The 18,689-nt window shown below is 31.3% G+C and carries 9 protein-coding genes; all 9 read right to left on the reverse strand.

The features are described 5' to 3' along the window. Nucleotides 1-888: 888 nt before the first annotated feature. A complete protein-coding gene (locus tag VP395_RS11770) occupies nucleotides 889-2,493 on the reverse strand; it encodes a glycoside hydrolase family 32 protein (RefSeq protein WP_346242209.1) in 1,605 nt (534 codons plus the stop codon). Nucleotides 2,494-2,590: 97 nt separating this feature from the next. Beyond that, on the reverse strand, nucleotides 2,591-3,787 hold the full coding sequence (locus VP395_RS11775) for a glycoside hydrolase family 130 protein (RefSeq protein WP_346242210.1): 1,197 nt from the start codon (nucleotides 3,785-3,787) through the stop codon (nucleotides 2,591-2,593). Nucleotides 3,788-3,791: 4 nt separating this feature from the next. Beyond that, nucleotides 3,792-5,414, reverse strand: a complete 1,623-nt coding sequence (locus VP395_RS11780; RefSeq protein ID WP_346242211.1) for an alpha-glucosidase — start codon at nucleotides 5,412-5,414, stop codon at nucleotides 3,792-3,794. A 3-nt stretch (nucleotides 5,415-5,417) separates the two neighbouring features. Then, a complete protein-coding gene (locus VP395_RS11785) occupies nucleotides 5,418-7,175 on the reverse strand; it encodes a hypothetical protein (protein WP_346242212.1) in 1,758 nt (585 codons plus the stop codon). Continuing rightward, nucleotides 7,162-8,415 (reverse strand): MFS transporter, encoded by a 1,254-nt coding sequence (locus VP395_RS11790; protein ID WP_346242213.1) that lies wholly within the window; start codon nucleotides 8,413-8,415, stop codon nucleotides 7,162-7,164. The genes VP395_RS11785 and VP395_RS11790 overlap by 14 nt, the downstream gene beginning before the upstream one ends. Then, entirely contained in the window at nucleotides 8,415-9,464 is a 1,050-nt protein-coding gene (locus VP395_RS11795; protein WP_346242214.1) for a glycoside hydrolase family 130 protein, read from the reverse strand. The genes VP395_RS11790 and VP395_RS11795 overlap by 1 nt, the downstream gene beginning before the upstream one ends. Nucleotides 9,465-9,597: 133 nt before the next feature. After that, complete coding sequence (locus VP395_RS11800; RefSeq protein WP_346242215.1) at nucleotides 9,598-11,070, reverse strand: RagB/SusD family nutrient uptake outer membrane protein; 1,473 nt, start codon at nucleotides 11,068-11,070, stop codon at nucleotides 9,598-9,600. Nucleotides 11,071-11,089: 19 nt separating this feature from the next. Further along, the gene (locus VP395_RS11805) at nucleotides 11,090-14,125 is read right to left on the reverse strand and encodes a SusC/RagA family TonB-linked outer membrane protein (protein ID WP_346242216.1); all 3,036 of its coding nucleotides are present in this window, start codon (nucleotides 14,123-14,125) and stop codon (nucleotides 11,090-11,092) included. Between the two features lie 229 nt (nucleotides 14,126-14,354). Then, a complete protein-coding gene (locus VP395_RS11810) occupies nucleotides 14,355-18,569 on the reverse strand; it encodes a hybrid sensor histidine kinase/response regulator transcription factor (RefSeq protein WP_346242217.1) in 4,215 nt (1,404 codons plus the stop codon). Nucleotides 18,570-18,689 lie beyond the last annotated feature (120 nt).

Below are 18,689 nucleotides of genomic sequence, written 5' to 3' on the forward strand. Positions count from 1 at the left end.
GTATATCATTAACAATCAAATAGTTACTAAATATTTTCAAAACAGGTAACCGTATAGTTAACTTGTGCTTTGATTTAACTTGATTTTAATTGTACTAAGTTATCAAAAAATCATGAAGTAATCTATATCAAATTGATGTAAATTTTATGATATATAGCTAAATATGAATTCATAAAAAAACACCTTAATAAAGGTGTTTAAACTAAATTGATTCATACATACTAATAGCACAGGTAATCTTTATTTCTCTTATCCTCCTGCAAAATCTGCATACAATCTTTCTCTACATCTTAATATTTCCTTTTTTATATAAATAACTAAAAAGACAATAAATAATATCATTCTAATAGTCAAAATGAAAGCTTAAATACTCAGGATCTAAATTATTTCACAATAATAAAATACACACCTTTAACAGAGAATTTCGCCATATTGAAAATGGAATCAACATTCTAACCAGAAACCTTCGGGCTATGAACTCTGCTCTTAAAATGATTTAAGCACAAATTTTAAGCTCAAAATCCCTAAAAATTATAAAATCGTATGCACTTTTTAGTTTTCGGATTATTGAAATATTTGATGCAAGATAAGTAAAATAATAACTACTTTATTAATGGACATAAATTAAATATAAACGTTGTGTGCGTATGTGACCCGTCCTGAAATAAGGCTAAATAATGTAGAACTAAAAATTATAAATAAAAAAATCAAAAAGGCGAAACCCTAGTGATTTCCTAAAATTAACTTAATCCATTTAGACTTTAGTTTATAAAATCAAATTGTAATGCAGAAACATCACCAAGAACAGATTATAGTTTCATTGCTTTATAAGCATAATCTGAATTAGTGTGTTAAGACATTTAATCACTATTTTTCTTAATTAAATAATTAATTTTGATTAATACCAAACTGATTTATTATCAAATTTTCAATTTCAAAATTAAATTTATCAGATTTTACCGAAAAAGATTCAATGGGTTGTTGAAGGAAAAATATTTCAGTCATAACCGTTTTTCCATTGTTATAAAATATTTCGATGGATGTTTTATCCAAAAGAACTCTCACATCAACATTTTTACAAGACTCCTTAAAAATAGCTGTAGATATATTTGGGGCGAATTTATCAGAAAATGAAAGATTACCTGATTTTGTTCTATCTAAAAAAAAGTTCTTTTCTTTATTGTTAATTCCAAAATTTATTGAATCCCCAATCGAATTATATAAGGAAAAAGTGTAGGTGTCATCCGTTATATTTTTTATTTTAAATTTTATATCTAAACTTGAAAAATCAATTTCAGAATTATTAGCGAGTATCGCTTCTTTGTCAATTATTAAATTCGCTTTGATTATAGAAGTTGAGAAATACTTATTTACTTCTTTAACTGGTTTCGACTCTATTCTATAATGATTATCTGTTTTTACAAGTATAAGTTCTCTCGGAATTGTCATACTACTGCGCCATTTGTGGGTTGGTACTTTTTCGGCATATTCCCAATTCGACATCCAACCTAAAAATAATTTTCTACCATCAGCTTCAGGAATGTTAGACCAAGTAACGCCTGCGTAATTATCTCTTCCATTATCAATCCAGAAAACTTTTTCTAAATTCAAATCATTTTTAAAAGACGAATCTAAACTGAAAGTTTTACCATCAAAATCTCCAACGAAATACTGTGTTCCACTACCTCCATTTGGTCCGCCTGAAACCAAACTTTGAATTAAAACCCATTTCACTTCATCGGTTCCATCGACAGTTAATGAAAAAAAATCAGGACATTCCCAAACACCTCCATGGGCACCAATACCTTCACCAAAATCAGATAAGTATTCCCAATCTATTAAATTAATTGATCTATAGAACATTGATTTGTTTCCTGCCGCCAACACTAAAACCCATTGATTGTTTATAGTGTCCCTAAAAACTTTTGGGTCTCTAAAATCCTTAATCCCAGGATTTTTTATAACAGGATTCTCTGTATATTTTGTCCAAGTTAAGCCTTCATCCAAAGAATAGGCAATCCCTTGACTTTGATAATTAATTTTTCCTTCTTTTTCAATTTTAGGATCGTGATATGTAAATATCGCTATAACTGGTGCTATTTCTCCTTTTCTAAATCCTGACGTATTATTAACATCTACCACTGCACTTCCCGAAAAAATATAGCCCTTTTCATCTGGATATAAAGCTATTGGCAGCTCCTTCCATTTTATTAAATCTGAGCTAATAGCATGACCCCAGTGCATAGGACCCCATACTGTTGAACTTGGGTAATATTGGAAGAACATATGGTAGCTTCCATTAAGATAATACAAACCATTAGGATCATTCATCCAATTTTCTTTTGGAGTGAAATGAAACCTTGGTCTATATAATTCTTCTTCTGTATAGTTGCTTTTTGCAGTTTGTGAAATATCTGTTTTAGACAAACTTTTACACCCAGTTACAAAAGTTAAAATAATGAATACTAAAAATTTATAATTCAATTTTTTCATTTTATAAAATTTTAATATTACATAAATCGATTTTTATAGCTAAGAACAAATCCCGTAAAATTCATTCCATTTTGGCCTTTAATAGAATAAAAAGTCGCTACTCTTTAACTGCAACTGCAATTTTAGAATCGGCTGTACCGTAGTACATAAACCACTTTCCTCTAAAATGAACTAATCCTTCTAAGAAGCAAACTTGATTAATTTGTCCTTCAATTTCATAAGACTTATCAGGTTGAAAAAAATTGCTATCTAATCGATTTATTTGTTTAGATGGGTCGTTTTTATCAAAAAGTACCTGACCACCTGAATAGGTTTTTGGAGCTAATTTAGGATCCCCAAACTCACCACTATTTTTACTATTATAAATCAGCAAAATACCACGTTCTGTTAATATAGCCGGAGGTCCAGGCTCTATTAAATGACTGTCAAATTTGCCTTTACGAGTTTTAACTACTGGAAGTAAATCTGGAACAACACTACTATGTCCAATAAGTTCAAAAGCATCTACCACATCTCCTTTTTCTCGCTCAATAGGAGTCCAATTTATTAAATCGTTTGAGTATGCAATATATATGTTAGATTCGCCAAAATACATCCAATATTTTCCATTAATTTTTGTAGCTATCATTTTATCTCCATCGCGTTTACAAACAATAGAACCAGCTTTAGACCATGCATCAACGTATTTGCCATCAAGTACATTCTTAAATACAGAACCATACTTTTTCCAATTCAAAAGATCTGTGGATGTCGCCACAAATAGACGTGCCACAATGCCATCCCAGGCAGTATATGTTAAATAATAAACACCATCTTCATCTTCCACAATCCGTGGATCTTCGCAACCACCTTCCCATTCATATTCTTTCATTTCATCATTGTCTGGATAAAATACGGGATTAGCTAAACGATTAAAATGTAAACCATCGTTACTTTCTGCTAAGCCTAAGCGCGACGTGCCTTTCCATTTTCCTATAAAATCTTCAGCTCTGTATAGCATATAAACCTTATTGTCTTTCACTATTGCTGCAGGGTTAAAGACATCTTTTCCTTCCCATTGTACTTTAGTGCCCCGAACTGGACATAAGAATTCTGTATCCTCTTTTGGTCCTAGAATTGGATTTATACTATCTACTTTTACAAATGAAGTCAGTGCCCAAGATTCATTATCTTGTTTATTAACTGTTACTTTTATATTTGGTTTTTGATGTGCACATGCCACTACAAAAACACAAATAATAATTAATTGGAGTTGCGTTTTAATTAATATTAAATTCTTTATATTTTTTTTCATAAGATTATTTAAATATCAAAAAATCGTCTGTTTGTAAATTGACAGTTCCTAAAAGGACTTTTGAATTATTAGGCAAACTAAAAGTAAATGGTGCTCCGAAATTAATTAAAACAGTGATTTTAGAATCTTGATACGCTCTTGTAAAAAAAATACAGTCATCTACGATATCTAGTTTTTTGTATGAGCCGTATTTTAGAACAGGTTCTGAATTACGCAAAGCAATTAATTGCTTATACTTTGACAGCATGGATTCTGTGTCGTTTGTCTGTTGTTGAACGTTTATACCAAGATAATTATCATGAACCTTTATCCATGATTTACTTTTAGAAAATCCCGAAAAATCATCAGAATTCCATTGCATTGGGCTACGTGATTTATCGCGATTGTGTTCATTTCCGATGATAAGAGCTTCAGTTTCAGAATACCCTTTATCTATAGCAATATTGTAATGTGTTCTCCCTTGAATATCCATCATCTCATTAATGGAATTTGCTTCAATGTTCGTCATTCCAATTTCTTCTCCATAATATATAAAAGGAACGCCCTTTGCTGTTAAAATTAAAGCTGCTAAAGCCTCAGCTCTTTTTGGGTTGTTATCTGCTAATCTATCTATTAATCGAGGCATGTCATGACTTCCAAAAAATAATGTAGGATAGTTGCTCATGCTTTTTTCCATACTTTGCAACTCATCATAAATACGTTTTGCTGAAAATTCTTTTATACTTCCAAAATTAAAATTGAAGATAACATCTAACAATTCATCTCCCTGATATTGCTTTAAGACTTCAATCTTGTCGCTGCCTATTTCTCCCACTAAAAAGCGATTATCATATTCATTAACCGTCGCTCGTATAGCTTTCATGGCTTCTTTTAAGCCTTTCTGATTAATGTCATATAAATGCTCCTGTTCTCCTTCTTCATTAATTGGATTGTTTAAAGTAATGCCTTCAGTAGTTAAAAAATTAATAACATCTAATCGAAAACCATCTACTCCTAAATCCAGCCAAAACCTTAAAACATTTTTTATTTCTTCAACTACTTTCGGATTTCCCCAATTTAGATCTGCCATTTTAACATCAAACTGATGGTAATAGTATTGATTTGTTATACTATCCAACTCCCAAGCCGACCCTCCAAAAAATGATTCCCAATTGTTAGGCTTATCTTTCCATATATAATAGTCGCGATATGGATTATTTTTAGATTTTCGAGATTCCTGAAACCATTTCGATTCGGTGGACGTATGATTTACAACCAAATCCATGATTATTTTTATGTCTTTTTTATGAGCTTCTTTTATAAAAAATTTAAAGTCTTCTAATGAACCATACGTAGCGTCTATTTCATAGTAATTCGAAACGTCATATCCGTTATCTACTTTGGGCGATTGTAAGAAAGGGGTTAGCCAGATTCCTTTAATTCCTAAATTTTTAATATAATCTAATTTTGAAGTTAAACCTTTAAAGTCGCTGTAACCATCGCCATCACTATCCTTATAACTAGGCATGTAAATTTCATAGAACACAGTTTCTTTCCACCAGGTTTTTTCTGATGAATCTGAATCAATCTTCGAATTGCAATAGGTAAGCATTAATAAAAATAATATAGCAGGGATAAATGTTTTCATTTGTTAATCTTTCGCTGAATAACGGTAATCAATCACTACATTATCTGCAAATAATTTTCCGTTCTTTTCTGATATTTTAGCGTTTTGAGGCACAAAAACTAATAAAGCTGAATTTTCATTAGCAATTTTAAAAGTAAACTCACCTGTTATATTCTTAGCAATAAACGCTCTTTGAATGGCATCGTAAATCTTTATTTTTTGATTTCCTGTTGAAATTGTAACTTCTTTAACTTCCGGGTTTGGATTGTAATACAAGTACGAAGGATAAGCTTCATCTTTATAAAAATCTGTTGCTAATAAATCTAATTGTAAAATGTTTTCAACATTTGTTCTTGATATTATCGCGCCAGCAATTCCAACATGCCCACTTCCATAAACACTAAATTGAGACACTTTTGGGTTATCTTTATTCCATTTCATTCCATCGCCAATGGCAACGGGAGCTTTTAGGTCTAAGTATAAGCCTTCTTCTTCGTAGTGTGAACTTTTTATGAGTCCTTCGTATGCAATGACGCCTTTGGTATGTATTTTCTCTTCAGGAATTGTTTGGTGTTCATCCGGAATTTCGTATGGATAAAAAAGACGTGATGCATTTGCAGCATTTAACATCCATTTTCCAATGGCATTGGCATATCGTTGGTCATAACGTACCATAGGGACTAATGGCCACATGGTATCGAAAGTATTCATTAAAAAACCAAAGCCTCCATTATGTGTGGTGCTTCCTACTATTCCTGATACATCATATCCATTCCAATTATCAACTAATACGCCCCAGCCTTCGCGACATGCAGGATCTCCATCGAATGTCCAGTTTATTATTTTTGAAAAATCATAGTTCGTGCCTTGCTCTGCATTTAATCTTGCCGCTACATAGGCTCCAAAAGGCATTAATATTTCATAAAATGTATTTTCTTTCTGATTTAAAAGTGCTTCTAAAGACGATTTTGCTCCTTTTAAATATTTGGGATCCTTAAATTTTTGATAAGCTGAATAAAGCACAAAAGCATGGCCTGCGGCAGCGTCATCTTGCGTACAAATCCAATTTTTAGTTGGTTCCATGGTGGCGTAATTAAAAAAAGAATAATTATAATTTCCATTTAAAACAACGTCTGCTTCATAAAACTTATCTGCTACAGAACGAAGAATTGATTCATAACCAATTTCATTTGGGTAAAAATCTGCTACCGCATAAAACATTACATTTGGATAGACGTCATACCACCAATCTCTGGCATAACCGCCACCCAATTGCGCAACTTCTGGACATGTATTATTCATGATGATATTCCATTTCACATCTGAATTGAAATAATTTTTAAGCATTCCCACATAATTTTCACCATTTTGGTTGGATTTATTTATGCCTACTAAACTACTCCCTAAAACAGAACCAATACTAGCAAGAGATTCATGGAAAATACCGTCATAATGTTCTTTTCCTTGTCTCGCATCGCCCATAGCTGTATAGATGCCAAAGGTTTCCTGATCATAATTTTTACGCGAATTATCTTTCCAATTTAATGGCCAATAGTCTCCTGTTTGATTTGGGTCGTAAACAAGTTTATCATAATTTTTTGCTAATTCATTAAAATCAAGAATTTTAAATGGCTTTGGTAAATTAGGCATGGCATCAATCCTTTTTATTGATAGTTGTTGAGAAGGCGAAGCAATTTCTAGTTTAGTTGTTTTACAAGAGCTTAAAAATAAACTCAAACAAAATAAACTAACTATATTCTTATAATGATTATTTAGTTTCATTTTCTAATGTTTCTTGTTGTTTTAATAATTGTTTTGCGATAACTATGGAGAGCAATTGAAGCACACCTATAATCAATAATGCATATCGTAATGCGATGTCTGTATTTATATAAAAAGCGATGACCAAAAAAGTACTTGCTCCTAAAAACCGACCAATAAATAAACCGAATTCATGATTTAGAATATAAGAAAACTCATTTCTATTTTCTATTGATGAAAGTAAATCGATAACTTTTAATTGAATAGGAAAATAAGCGATATCAAGAACGGGTCTTGCTATCAATAATAAAAACATGAATATAATAACACCTGTGGTATTAAAAAGCAAACCATTAAAAAATGATGCTAAGAAAAAACAAATAAGCCCAACAGAAAAAATAACCAATCGGTGTTTAGGTTTTGAATATTTTCCTAGAAAAAGCATTATTATAGCTGCGATTACTGCACCTATAGAAATTGCTGAACCCAATGCACCTTCCGAGTTAAAAAATTTCATCATTAGCATAGCAGGTGCGGTAACAATAAATCCTTGGGCTAAACCTTTTAAAACAGCTAATTGGAGCATTTTTTTCCAGAGTTTGTGAAATGTAAAATATAAAAACTTTTCACTCTTTGGTTTTTCATACTTCCCAAAATGAAATACAATGGAAGCTAAAACGGTAATGCCAAAAACAATCATTGTGATTACTCTATATGCCGAATTTACTCCATCATTAGCAACTGCTCCTTCACCATTATTACCGCTCATTAAAAACCAGCCAATCATTACTGGAACTATAGACGCAATAATAGTATATAGAAATGTTTCTAGGCCATAGTAAAAATTTCGTGTTTTATCTCTTGTTGTTGCAAGTACCAAATAATCCCTGTTTGCCCAATATAGGCCAAACGACATACCCATAATTAAACCGGCTATGGCAATTCCTGTATAATTAATTTCTTTTAAAGACATCATAAACACCATGGACACTCCACTTAGAATCATCCCTAACGAGAATAATCTTTTAATATTAATGTTGTTCAATAAGAAACCATTTATAAAAAAAGTAATTGGAATACCTACATAAATAGCTAATTGATAAAGGATAACTTTCGATGGATCGTTAGAATTTCTCATAATATACGACGCCACAAAAATATCTATAACGGGCAATACAAAAGCATAAATAGTATTTGTAAGTATCAATATTTTTGCACTTCTTGTAAAATCTTTTAATCCTACTTTTGCTAAATCAATCATTATTGTCCGAGTGTTTTTAGTATTTGATTAATCGAAAAAGTAGCTAAACAAACGTGTTCATCTGATGCGCCGTAATACATTTTAATAGTATCACCATCTACTAGATGTCCGTTGGTAAAAACAACATTTCCAAAAAAACCAGTCTGTTCATAACTGGCTATGGGCTCCATTATTGGAGCTTCCGAACGAGCAATTACTATGGAAGGATCTTTTAAATCTAATAAAATAGCACCTAAACAATACCTATGATCTTCTGTGGCTCCATGATAAATTTCTAACCATCCTTTAGCTGTTTTAATAGGAGCAGCACCTGCACCTAATCGTTTGCTATCAAACTTCCCTGCTCTTGTTTTTGCAATACATTTATGATTGCCCCAGTGAATACTATCTGGAGAATCTGCAAGCCAAATATAATTTCCACCCAATTGTGGACTACTTGGCCTATGAAGCGCGAAATAATTGTCATTTATTTTTTCATCAAAAATGGCACAATCTTTATTATGTGGACTAAAAATCATACCTTCCTTTTTAAAACTTTTCCAATCCTTGGTGGTTCTTAATCCAACGCCTACACCATTGGGAGACACCATTGTATAAGTTAAATAAAAAGTATCATCAATTTTTGAAACCCTACAATCTTCAATGCCGTAGCTTTCGTATTCACCTTCGCCAAAAATTGAAGGGTACATTTCTGATTCCTTAAAATTTATTCCGTCTTCACTAAAAACTAATCTTAAATGAGATATAGTTGTTAAATAATCTGTCCCATCATAAGTTATAACTCTAGCGTCGGATGCATCCAGTTTTGGATCATTTAAGTCGAAATCTAAAATTTCAACTTTACCAAAATCATTATAAATAGGTACGGAAAGAAGCCCTTTCTTTTGAATTGTCCGTTCAGCCACCCTTACAAGGAGACCTACTTTTCCATTATATTCAAATACACCAGGATTTAGCAAACATTCAATAATCATGTTTTCATTGCTAGGCGCTAAATCTTTGGGAGATAATAATGGATTTTGTTTATGTCGAATTGCTATATCTGTCATGTTGGACTAGTTTAATTTTGAATGATAAAAAATCTATTATTAGTCAAACCATTATAAAAAAGAGAAGCAGCCGTAAATAAATAAACTGCTTCTCTTAAAAACTAACTTTAACTAAACAATACTTTAATAATTCTTAATAGTTTGGATTCTGTGTAATACTACCGCCCGATTTATCAATATCTCTTTGTGGAATTGGATATAAATTATGTTTGCTTTGGAAACCTTTACTAGCAAGTACTGTTTCCGCAATCCCCCATCTTTTTAAATCGTTAAATCGTTGAGATTCAAAACCTAACTCAACACGCCTTTCGTGCATTAACCAATTCTTTACTTCTGTTGGATTGGTTGAACTTGCTCTATCAGGTAATGTTCCAATAGGTATTATTGACCCATCGGCAGTTGAGCTTGTTCTTGCTCTAGTTCTTATTTGATTAATTATGGTAATTGCGCCTGATAAGTTAGAAGTTTCAAGAAGTGCCTCTGCTTTCCATAAAAGCACATCGGCATATCGAATATAAATTTTGTTACCAAAATCAGGATTATCAGCCACTGAACCTCTAATTTTATAAGAAGTCTTAGCTGTTGTGTTTGTTGTATATAATAATCTAGGGTCGTTTGACTCAAAAGCCGAAATAAAATCATTAGTAGGAGCAAAAAATCCCCATCCAATTACAAAACGAAGTCCATTGTTAACATTTGGAGTTTCAAGTGCGCGATGATCATAAGCAAAAATCACTTCATTGTCTGTAAATTCAAGATTAGCATCAAAACTATTGAAATATTCTGCATTAAGATTATAATGTCCTAAACCATCTAATTCTGTAATAAGACTTAATACTGTTGGCCAATCTTTAGCAAATAATGCCACTTTTGCTTGTAGTGCAATAATAGCTCCTTTTGATACTCTCCATCTTTGCGCAGGGTCTGGATATTTAGCATTTGATGCTAATCCTTTTGCTGTCGCCAAATCTGTAGCGATTTGAGCTAACACTTCTGCTTTAGGCGCTCTTACAGAAGCATCTAATGCTTCAGCAAAAGTATCTGGAGACTTGCTTAACAATGGTACATCTCCAAAGTTATTCACCAAATCAAAATAATAATATGCTCTTAAAAAATAAGCTTCTGATAATAACTGATTTTTACGAGCCTCACTCATACCAGAATTTGGTACAGTAACACCATCTGTTAAAAAACCAATACCTAGGTTAAGTCTATTAATGCCAATATAATCATATACCCAAATACCATTGAAAGCTTGATTTTCTGGGGTAAATGTAAAATCACCAACTCTATCCATCCAAGGCTGATCACCATCGGGGTTCCATTTCTTGTTCATGTCGTTTGAAGCAATATCCTGTAATACGATATCGTTTCTAAATACTGTTCCTAAATCCCATCTCCAACCTGGCACAACACCATTCAAGGTATTGCCAAGTGGTTGATATGCTGAATTCACCAACGCCTCTAAAGTAACAGCGGCCAGCTCAGTATCAACTAGATCTTCTGTTAAAAGTCCGATGGGTTCATTATCTAATTCGCTTGTGCAACTTATTAAAGCGGCACTAAGGAAAAACGCAATAACACTCCTTTTAAATATATTTTTCATTGTTGCTTTTTTTTTAAAATTAAAACTTAACATTTACTCCAAATAAAACAGTTGATGATGATGGATATGTTCCATTATCAATCAATCCAGAAACCTCAGGATCTAACCCTGTATAATTTGTTGATGTAAATATGTTTCTACCAGACACATATAATCGCATATCTTGAAATCCTTTAATACCATTTAAAGTATATCCTAATTCAATATTTTGAAGACGTAAATATGATGCATCTTCAACAAAAATGCTGGATACGTTACTACTTCCGTTATCATTAAATGCAACCCTAGGCATACTATTGGTACTTCCTTCACCATCCCAAGATCCTAAAATCGCTGTTGTGTAATTAAATGGTCTAGTATCATAATCTACAATTTTCTTACCGTCGTTATATTTCTCAACGCCACTCACTCCTTGGAAGAATACGGAAAAATCAAACTTCTTATATTCAGCATTAAATGCAAAACCATATATTAAATCTGGTATTGAAGACCCTATAAATTCTCTGTCAAAATCAGGCGTTATTTTACCGTCGCCATTAATATCTTTAAATTTAATATCTCCAGGCTGCGTACTTCCAGTTCCTCCAGTTAAATATGAATCTATTTCAGATTGATTTTGATAAATACCTATCATTTTATAACCGTAATAAGAATTTAAAGCTTCTCCAACTACTGTTCTGTATTTATCTGTAACAATACTTGGTACATTTGGATGTAATTTTTCAACATTATTTTTCAATGTTGTAAAATTTGCATTTAAGCTATATTTAAATTCATTATCCGAATTTCTATAGTTAGCAGAAAACTCAAATCCTTTATTACTAACTTCTCCAGCATTTACAATTGTTGGTTGTAAATCTCCATGCAAACCAGGTAAACCTACAGGCAATAAAATATCTGTTGTATTTTTAACATAATACTCGGCATTAATTGCAACCTTATTATTAAATAAGCCAACATCTACACCTATATTTTGTTGTGTTGAAGTTTCCCATTTTAAATCTGGATTACCGAAACGTTCTTTCCCAGGAATATCTCCTGCTCTTAGCAATTCTAAATAAGAATAATCATCAATGTTTTGATTTCCAACTTGTCCCCAACTAGCTCTTAATTTCAAATTGGATAACCAATCTGTTTCACTTAAAAACTCTTCATCGGATAACTTCCATCCTGCTGAAATTGACGGAAAATACCCCCAACGATTATTTTCTGAAAAACGTGAAGAAGCATCGGCTCTTAAATTAGCAGTAAGCATATATTTTCCATCTAAAACATATGATGTTGAGCCAAATACAGAAAACAAACCATATTCTGTTGCTGTTCCAGAATTTCTAACATCAAGTGTTGAACCTCCGTAATCTAAATATCTAAACTCATCAACAGTATATGCAAAACGTGATCTACTTGCACCAATAAAAGACTCGTAATTTGAAATTAATTCAGTTCCGATCATAGCGCTAAAGTCATGTCTTTCATTAAATGTTTTCAAATAATTTAAAGTATTACTAAAAGTAAACGTAAATGCTTCCCCTCTTAATTCCCCTAAATTGTTTGGTCTATTTCGTCTACCTAAACCTTGGTCAATTGCGCTTCCACCACCATCGTCATCTCCATAATTCTCATTAAAGGTTTTATCGTGATAAAATGATAAATCTATACCAACATTACTTCTAAAAGTAAGATCTTCCATTAATTTATATTCACCAAAAATATTTCCAAATGTTTGAAACCTTGTTGTTTGATCATCAGAAAAATATGCTTGCGCAATTGGATTTCCAACCATTTCATACATGGTTCTGTTTAATGCTTGATCATATCCAGTTGGAGTGAAAAAAGGCATATCGGTAAATGGATCTTCAACAGAATAAGTTGGATCAGTTACATCTTTATACACAGGAATAACTGGAGCTCTTAATAAAGCAAATCGAATTAAACTTTCTCCTGTTGAAGGTACTTTGTCTTGAATAGAATATGACAATTGAAGATTTGAACCGATTTTAAATTTATCAGTTAACTGTGCATTGATATTAGTTCTGAAATTGATCCTTTGAAATTTATCATTATCATAAACCACAATTCCATCTTCACCATAATAGCCTAAAGACATCAAATACTGTACATTTTCACTACCTCCACTTGCCGTTAATTGCAAGTTTTGAGATTTTCCTGGCTCAAATAATTCACCTAGCCAATTAGTATTTCCAAAATCAGATCTTCCTTTATCTGCAGTATAAGGATTTGTACCAGTATAAGTATTGTTCCATGCTTTTTCTGTAACATCCATGTATTGATTAGCATTTAACATTTTTGGAAGATTAGTAGCATTTTGCACGCCGTACCAATAATTCGCTTCAAGCACTGTTTTTCCTTTTACACCGCTTTTTGTTGTAATCAATACAACTCCTGCGGATGCTCTTGCGCCGTAAATTGAAGCTGCTGCCGCATCTTTTAAAACGGACATTGATTTAATATCAGATTGATTTAAAAAAGAGATATCGAGCGATGGAACTCCATCTACGACATATAGCGGATTGTTATTTCCAATGGTTCCTACACCACGAATAGTTACTTCTATATTTCCACCCGGAGCACCACTGCTAGATGCCACACGAACACCCGCAACTTTTCCTTGTAAAGCCTGCGCTACATTGGAAGTTTTTGCTTTATTTAAATCTTCTACATCAACAACTGACAAAGCCCCTGTTAACGTTGATTTTTTCATTGTTGAATATCCAACAAGTACAATCTCATCCAATGATTGTGAGTCTTCTGCTAAAACGGCATCAACTACTCGTAATCCATTTACTGGAATTTCTTTAGTTATATACCCTAAGTAACTAAATACTAGCACAGCGTTAGATTTAACGTTTTCAATGGTGTACTTACCATCAAAATCTGTTGCTGTACCAGATGTGCTTCCTTTTACAACAACGTTAACACCTGGTAAGACTCCATTAGTATCGGAAACAGTACCAGTAACTGTTTGGGCACACAAAGCACCCCCAAATAATAATGTACCCAATAAGAATATCTTATATATTAATTTTTTTTTCATAAGTTGAGTGTTTTTAGTTGATTCATAATTTGAATAGTTTTTTTCATAATTCTAAAAAATTAAGTGAGTTATTTAGTTTAATAATTGGTATGAAGTCATTACATGAATTCACTCTACAAATGTATATAGGCGACCTATTAAACAGTGTACACTATTTCATCAAAAGTGTACACTAGCTTCGAACAAACTAATTATTTAATAATTAAACGGGTGTGTTTTTGAGTAATTCTTAAGATATTCGAGAGTTATTCTTAAGTTGATAATTTTTAGGCGTACTGCCGTACATTTTTTTAAACTCTCTATAAAAATAAGACCTGTTATTAAATCCTGATTTATAACAAACCTCTGAAACTGTACAATTACTTTTTCGTAATAATTCGGCAGCGAATTTTAATCTAATGGTTCTTATTAAATCCCCAGGAGAAAAGCCAAAAACTTGTTTGATTTTTCTATATAATTGTGAATTACTAATTCCTAATCTTTCTTCAATAAACTGGCTTTGCAAATTTTCATCATCAATATTTTTACGAATTAATTCAATAACTTTTCGCAATAATTCCTTGTCTTCGTTTTCTACTGGCAGGTTTTTAATGTCTTCGATAAAAGTTTCTTTTGACAACTGTTTTAAGAAGAGTTCTCTTTCTTCAAGAAGTTTTTGAACCCTAATACGTATATGATCTGGGTGAAAAGGTTTAGGTATATATGAATTTGCACCACTCTCTAATCCTTCTATGCGCTGGATAATCGAACTTTTTGCAGTAAGCATGATTACAGGTATATGACACGTTCTATCGTCACTTTTCACCCTTTTACAAAACTCAATTCCATCCATAAGCGGCATCATAACATCTGTTATAATAATATCTGGAAGTTTAATATTAATTTTCTCTAAAGCTTCTAATCCATTATTCGCAAAAATGATTTTATAATTTTCTTTTAATAATTCGTTCAAAAACAATCGAATATCGCTTTCATCTTCTACAATTAAAATTAATTTTCGTTTCTCTAAAAAAGCCTCAAGTGATGACATTTTATTTAATGATTCGTCGGCACTATTCGGACTTTCCTCTAGTATATTTTTCAGGTGCTCTGAAATCAATATTTGACTTCCTTCATTATCAAATTCACTCTCTGTAAATGATTGTTTACTACAAGGAAGCATAATGGTAAAAATGGTAGCCTTATTTGCTTTACTTGAAACATCAATATCACCTCGTAACACTGTAACTAATTTTTTAATATATGCCAAACCAATACCAGTTCTAAATAAATCTGTATCTGATTTATTACCAGTATCTGTTAAGAAAAACCTGTCAAACAAAGATTCTAGTTTTTCTTTAGAAATTCCTTTACCTGTATTAGAAACTTTAATATATAGTGTATTAACATTGCCTTCTTTAATATAAAATTTCAAATTGATTTTACCATTATTAGGCGTGAATTTAAAAGCATTGGATAATAAGTTGAAAATTATTTTTTCGATTTTGTCCTTATCGTACCAACCCACTAAAGTAGTTGGCAGTTCTAAATTATAAGTAATGTTTTTATCTAAGGCCCATTCATCAAACAACTCTGCAATTTGTTCTATTAAATTAACCAAATCAAATTGTCTTACAGATACTTCTAAATAGTCATATTCAGCCTTTCTAAATTCCAGTAATTGCTGTGTTAAAAAAAGTAATCTAGAAGAGTTTCGTTGAATCATACTTATCAATTTCTTACTTTTTTCTCCCATATTTTCAATTTCGGTAAGTTTTTGTACAGGACCAACAATTAAGGTTAATGGTGTTTGAAATTCATGCGCAATATTTGTGAAAAACGTAAGTCTATTTTGGTGAATTTCTTCTTCATGTTTTTGAAAAAGAATGGTTTGTCTTAATTTATATTGCTTGTTATAATAACTCCATACAAACAGAAGAAACAGAAAAATGAGGATTAAATAAACAGCAATGGCGACATTAGATTGCCAATAGACGGGCTTAATTTTAATATCTATAGCATGTACAGGGTTGCTCCAAACTCCATCACTGTTTGACCATTTAATCCATAATGAATAAGACCCTTTTGGCACGTTTGTAAATGAAATGATTCTTCTATTGTTGATTGTATTCCAATCATGATCAAAATTATTTAATTTATATGCATATTGACATTTATCTGTATTAATGTATGTTAAAGCCGCCAATTCGATATCAAAGAAATTCTGGTCATGCTCTAAAGTAATCTTAGGAAATGTTTTTGAATTTGGAGAAACAACAAGTCCCTGATAATAAGGAACCTCATGGTTTTGGCCACTTATTTTATCAATAAGAATATCAGGAACAACAGTTGATTCTTCTATTTTTGATGGTAAAAAATAATTAAATCCTTTAATTCCTCCCATAAACACAAAATCAGACTTTTCATCATGGTAAAATGCGCCATCGGCAAATTCGTTATTTTGCAAACCTTCATTAATTGTATAATTAATGAATTTTGAATCATTAATCATAAAATTTGACAAACCAAAATTTGTACTAATCCAGAGATTTGATTTTTTATCAGAAACAATTCCATGAATGGTGTTATTGGGAAGACCATCTTTTACAGTATAATATTTAAATTCAGGTTCGAATCCATATTTAAATTCTTCGAGCAAATTCAATCCTATACTTGTCCCTATCCAAAGTCTATTCTCTGTATCTAAATGCAGACATAAAATATCATTGTTTGATAGACTTTTAGCGTTATCTTTTTTGTTTTTATAACTTATAAATAATTCTGAATCTTTATTAAATAAATTTAATCCACCAAGTCTGGTTCCTATCCAAAGTTCACTATTATTCTTTGGAACAATAGAGAATATAATATTACTACTAATTGATCCTTTTGTATTATTATCAGCAAAATATCTTTTAAAATTATTTATTTTTAATTTTTCTCCATTGCGTTCTATTTTGAGGCGAATCATCCCATAACCATTGGTTCCTAACCATAAAAACCCTTTTTCATCCTGAAAAATAGCATAGGTTGATTTAAAATAATCTTGCTTATCGGAGCCTTCAATTTCTGACCAATTAATAAGCTTAGATTTTTTTAAATCATAAATACTAATTCCGTCTCCATCAGTTCCAATAAAAATCAAATCATTTTGCCCTTTGCAAAGGGTAAAAACAGAATTATTAATTAAACCGTTAGACTCATTAAAAAACTCATACTCTATAACATTATCTGGGTTTTTATAAAATTTAGTTTCAAATCTAATTAACCCTTTCCCTTTTGTACCAACCCAAATAGAGTTCTTTGTATCCTCAAGAAAAGTTCTTACAATTGCTCCATCTAATTCGGGTACTTGTGCTTTTGAAATAAAATTAAACGACTTTTTTAATGGATAAATTTTAAAAACTCCATCGCCATCGGTGCCTGTCCAAATTACATTTTCACTTCCTGAAGCTAATATTGATATTTTTTGATTTTTTAAATATTTTAGCCATGGACTATTAATAATATTACCGTCATTATTGATTAAAAAATAACCAAGTTTATTTGACACAACAAGTCCTTCATTAGATGTTCCAATTATTTTTTGAAAATCATTCCCTTTTATTACGTGCCTGTTTCTATTTTTTATTGAAAAAATTTCAGAACCCCCAGTTTTAGAAATAATGAAAATTTTCTGATTTGATAATATTCCATATTCATTAATGTTATCTGAAATCATTTCAACTTTTGAAATATTAATTTCATCTGAATTTTGATTATCAAAAATTACACTATATAGTTTATTATTTTCATATAAAACCAACAATTCTCCAGTTGGCATAAACTCCATTTTTTTAACGGATTTCTGCGGAAGACCTTTTGCATTAAATAATTGGAAATCGACACCGTTAAAATAACCAATACCCCAATCCTTAACAATACAAAAAACGTTTTTAGCACTATCAAAAGCAATATTGAATTCCGACTCCGCAAGAGGAGGGTTATTTCGACTAGAAAAATAGAAACGTTGAAACGTATTCTTTTTTTTGTTGTATCTGTTTATACCATGCATGGTTAAAGCCCAAATTTGACCAGCATAATCTTCCCCTATTTTTAATATAACTTGATTACTGAGACTATTTTCATTATTTAGTTCGGGTCTAAATATTTTAAACTTGCTTCCATCAAAACGATTTAAGCCATCCCAAGTACCAATCCAAAAAATATTCTCAGAATCTTGAAAAATTGCATTAACAGAACTATTGGAAAGACCATTAGTATTATCTAATTGTTCGAAAGAGTATTTTACATTTAAAAAATTTGACTCGGGTTCTTTTTGATCTAAATCATTATTATAGGTTTTCGGTGATGTTTCAATTTCTTTTCTTTGGCCAATTTTATCTTGAGGAGTAGGATCTTGTTTTTCTTTACAACTAAGAAGTGTAATTAAAATAACGCCGATAATTAATTGAATAGATTTCAAACTTAAATTATTTTAAAGCGTTAAAATTAACTTTAATCAAATGCCCGCTTAAATTTATTTGATTATTAATACTAAGGAAGAATAAAATACAACAATTTGGTAAATATGTTGTTCTAATTA

Source organism: Mariniflexile soesokkakense, assembly GCF_039650365.1.
Taxonomy (GTDB): Bacteria; Bacteroidota; Bacteroidia; order Flavobacteriales; family Flavobacteriaceae; genus Mariniflexile; species Mariniflexile soesokkakense.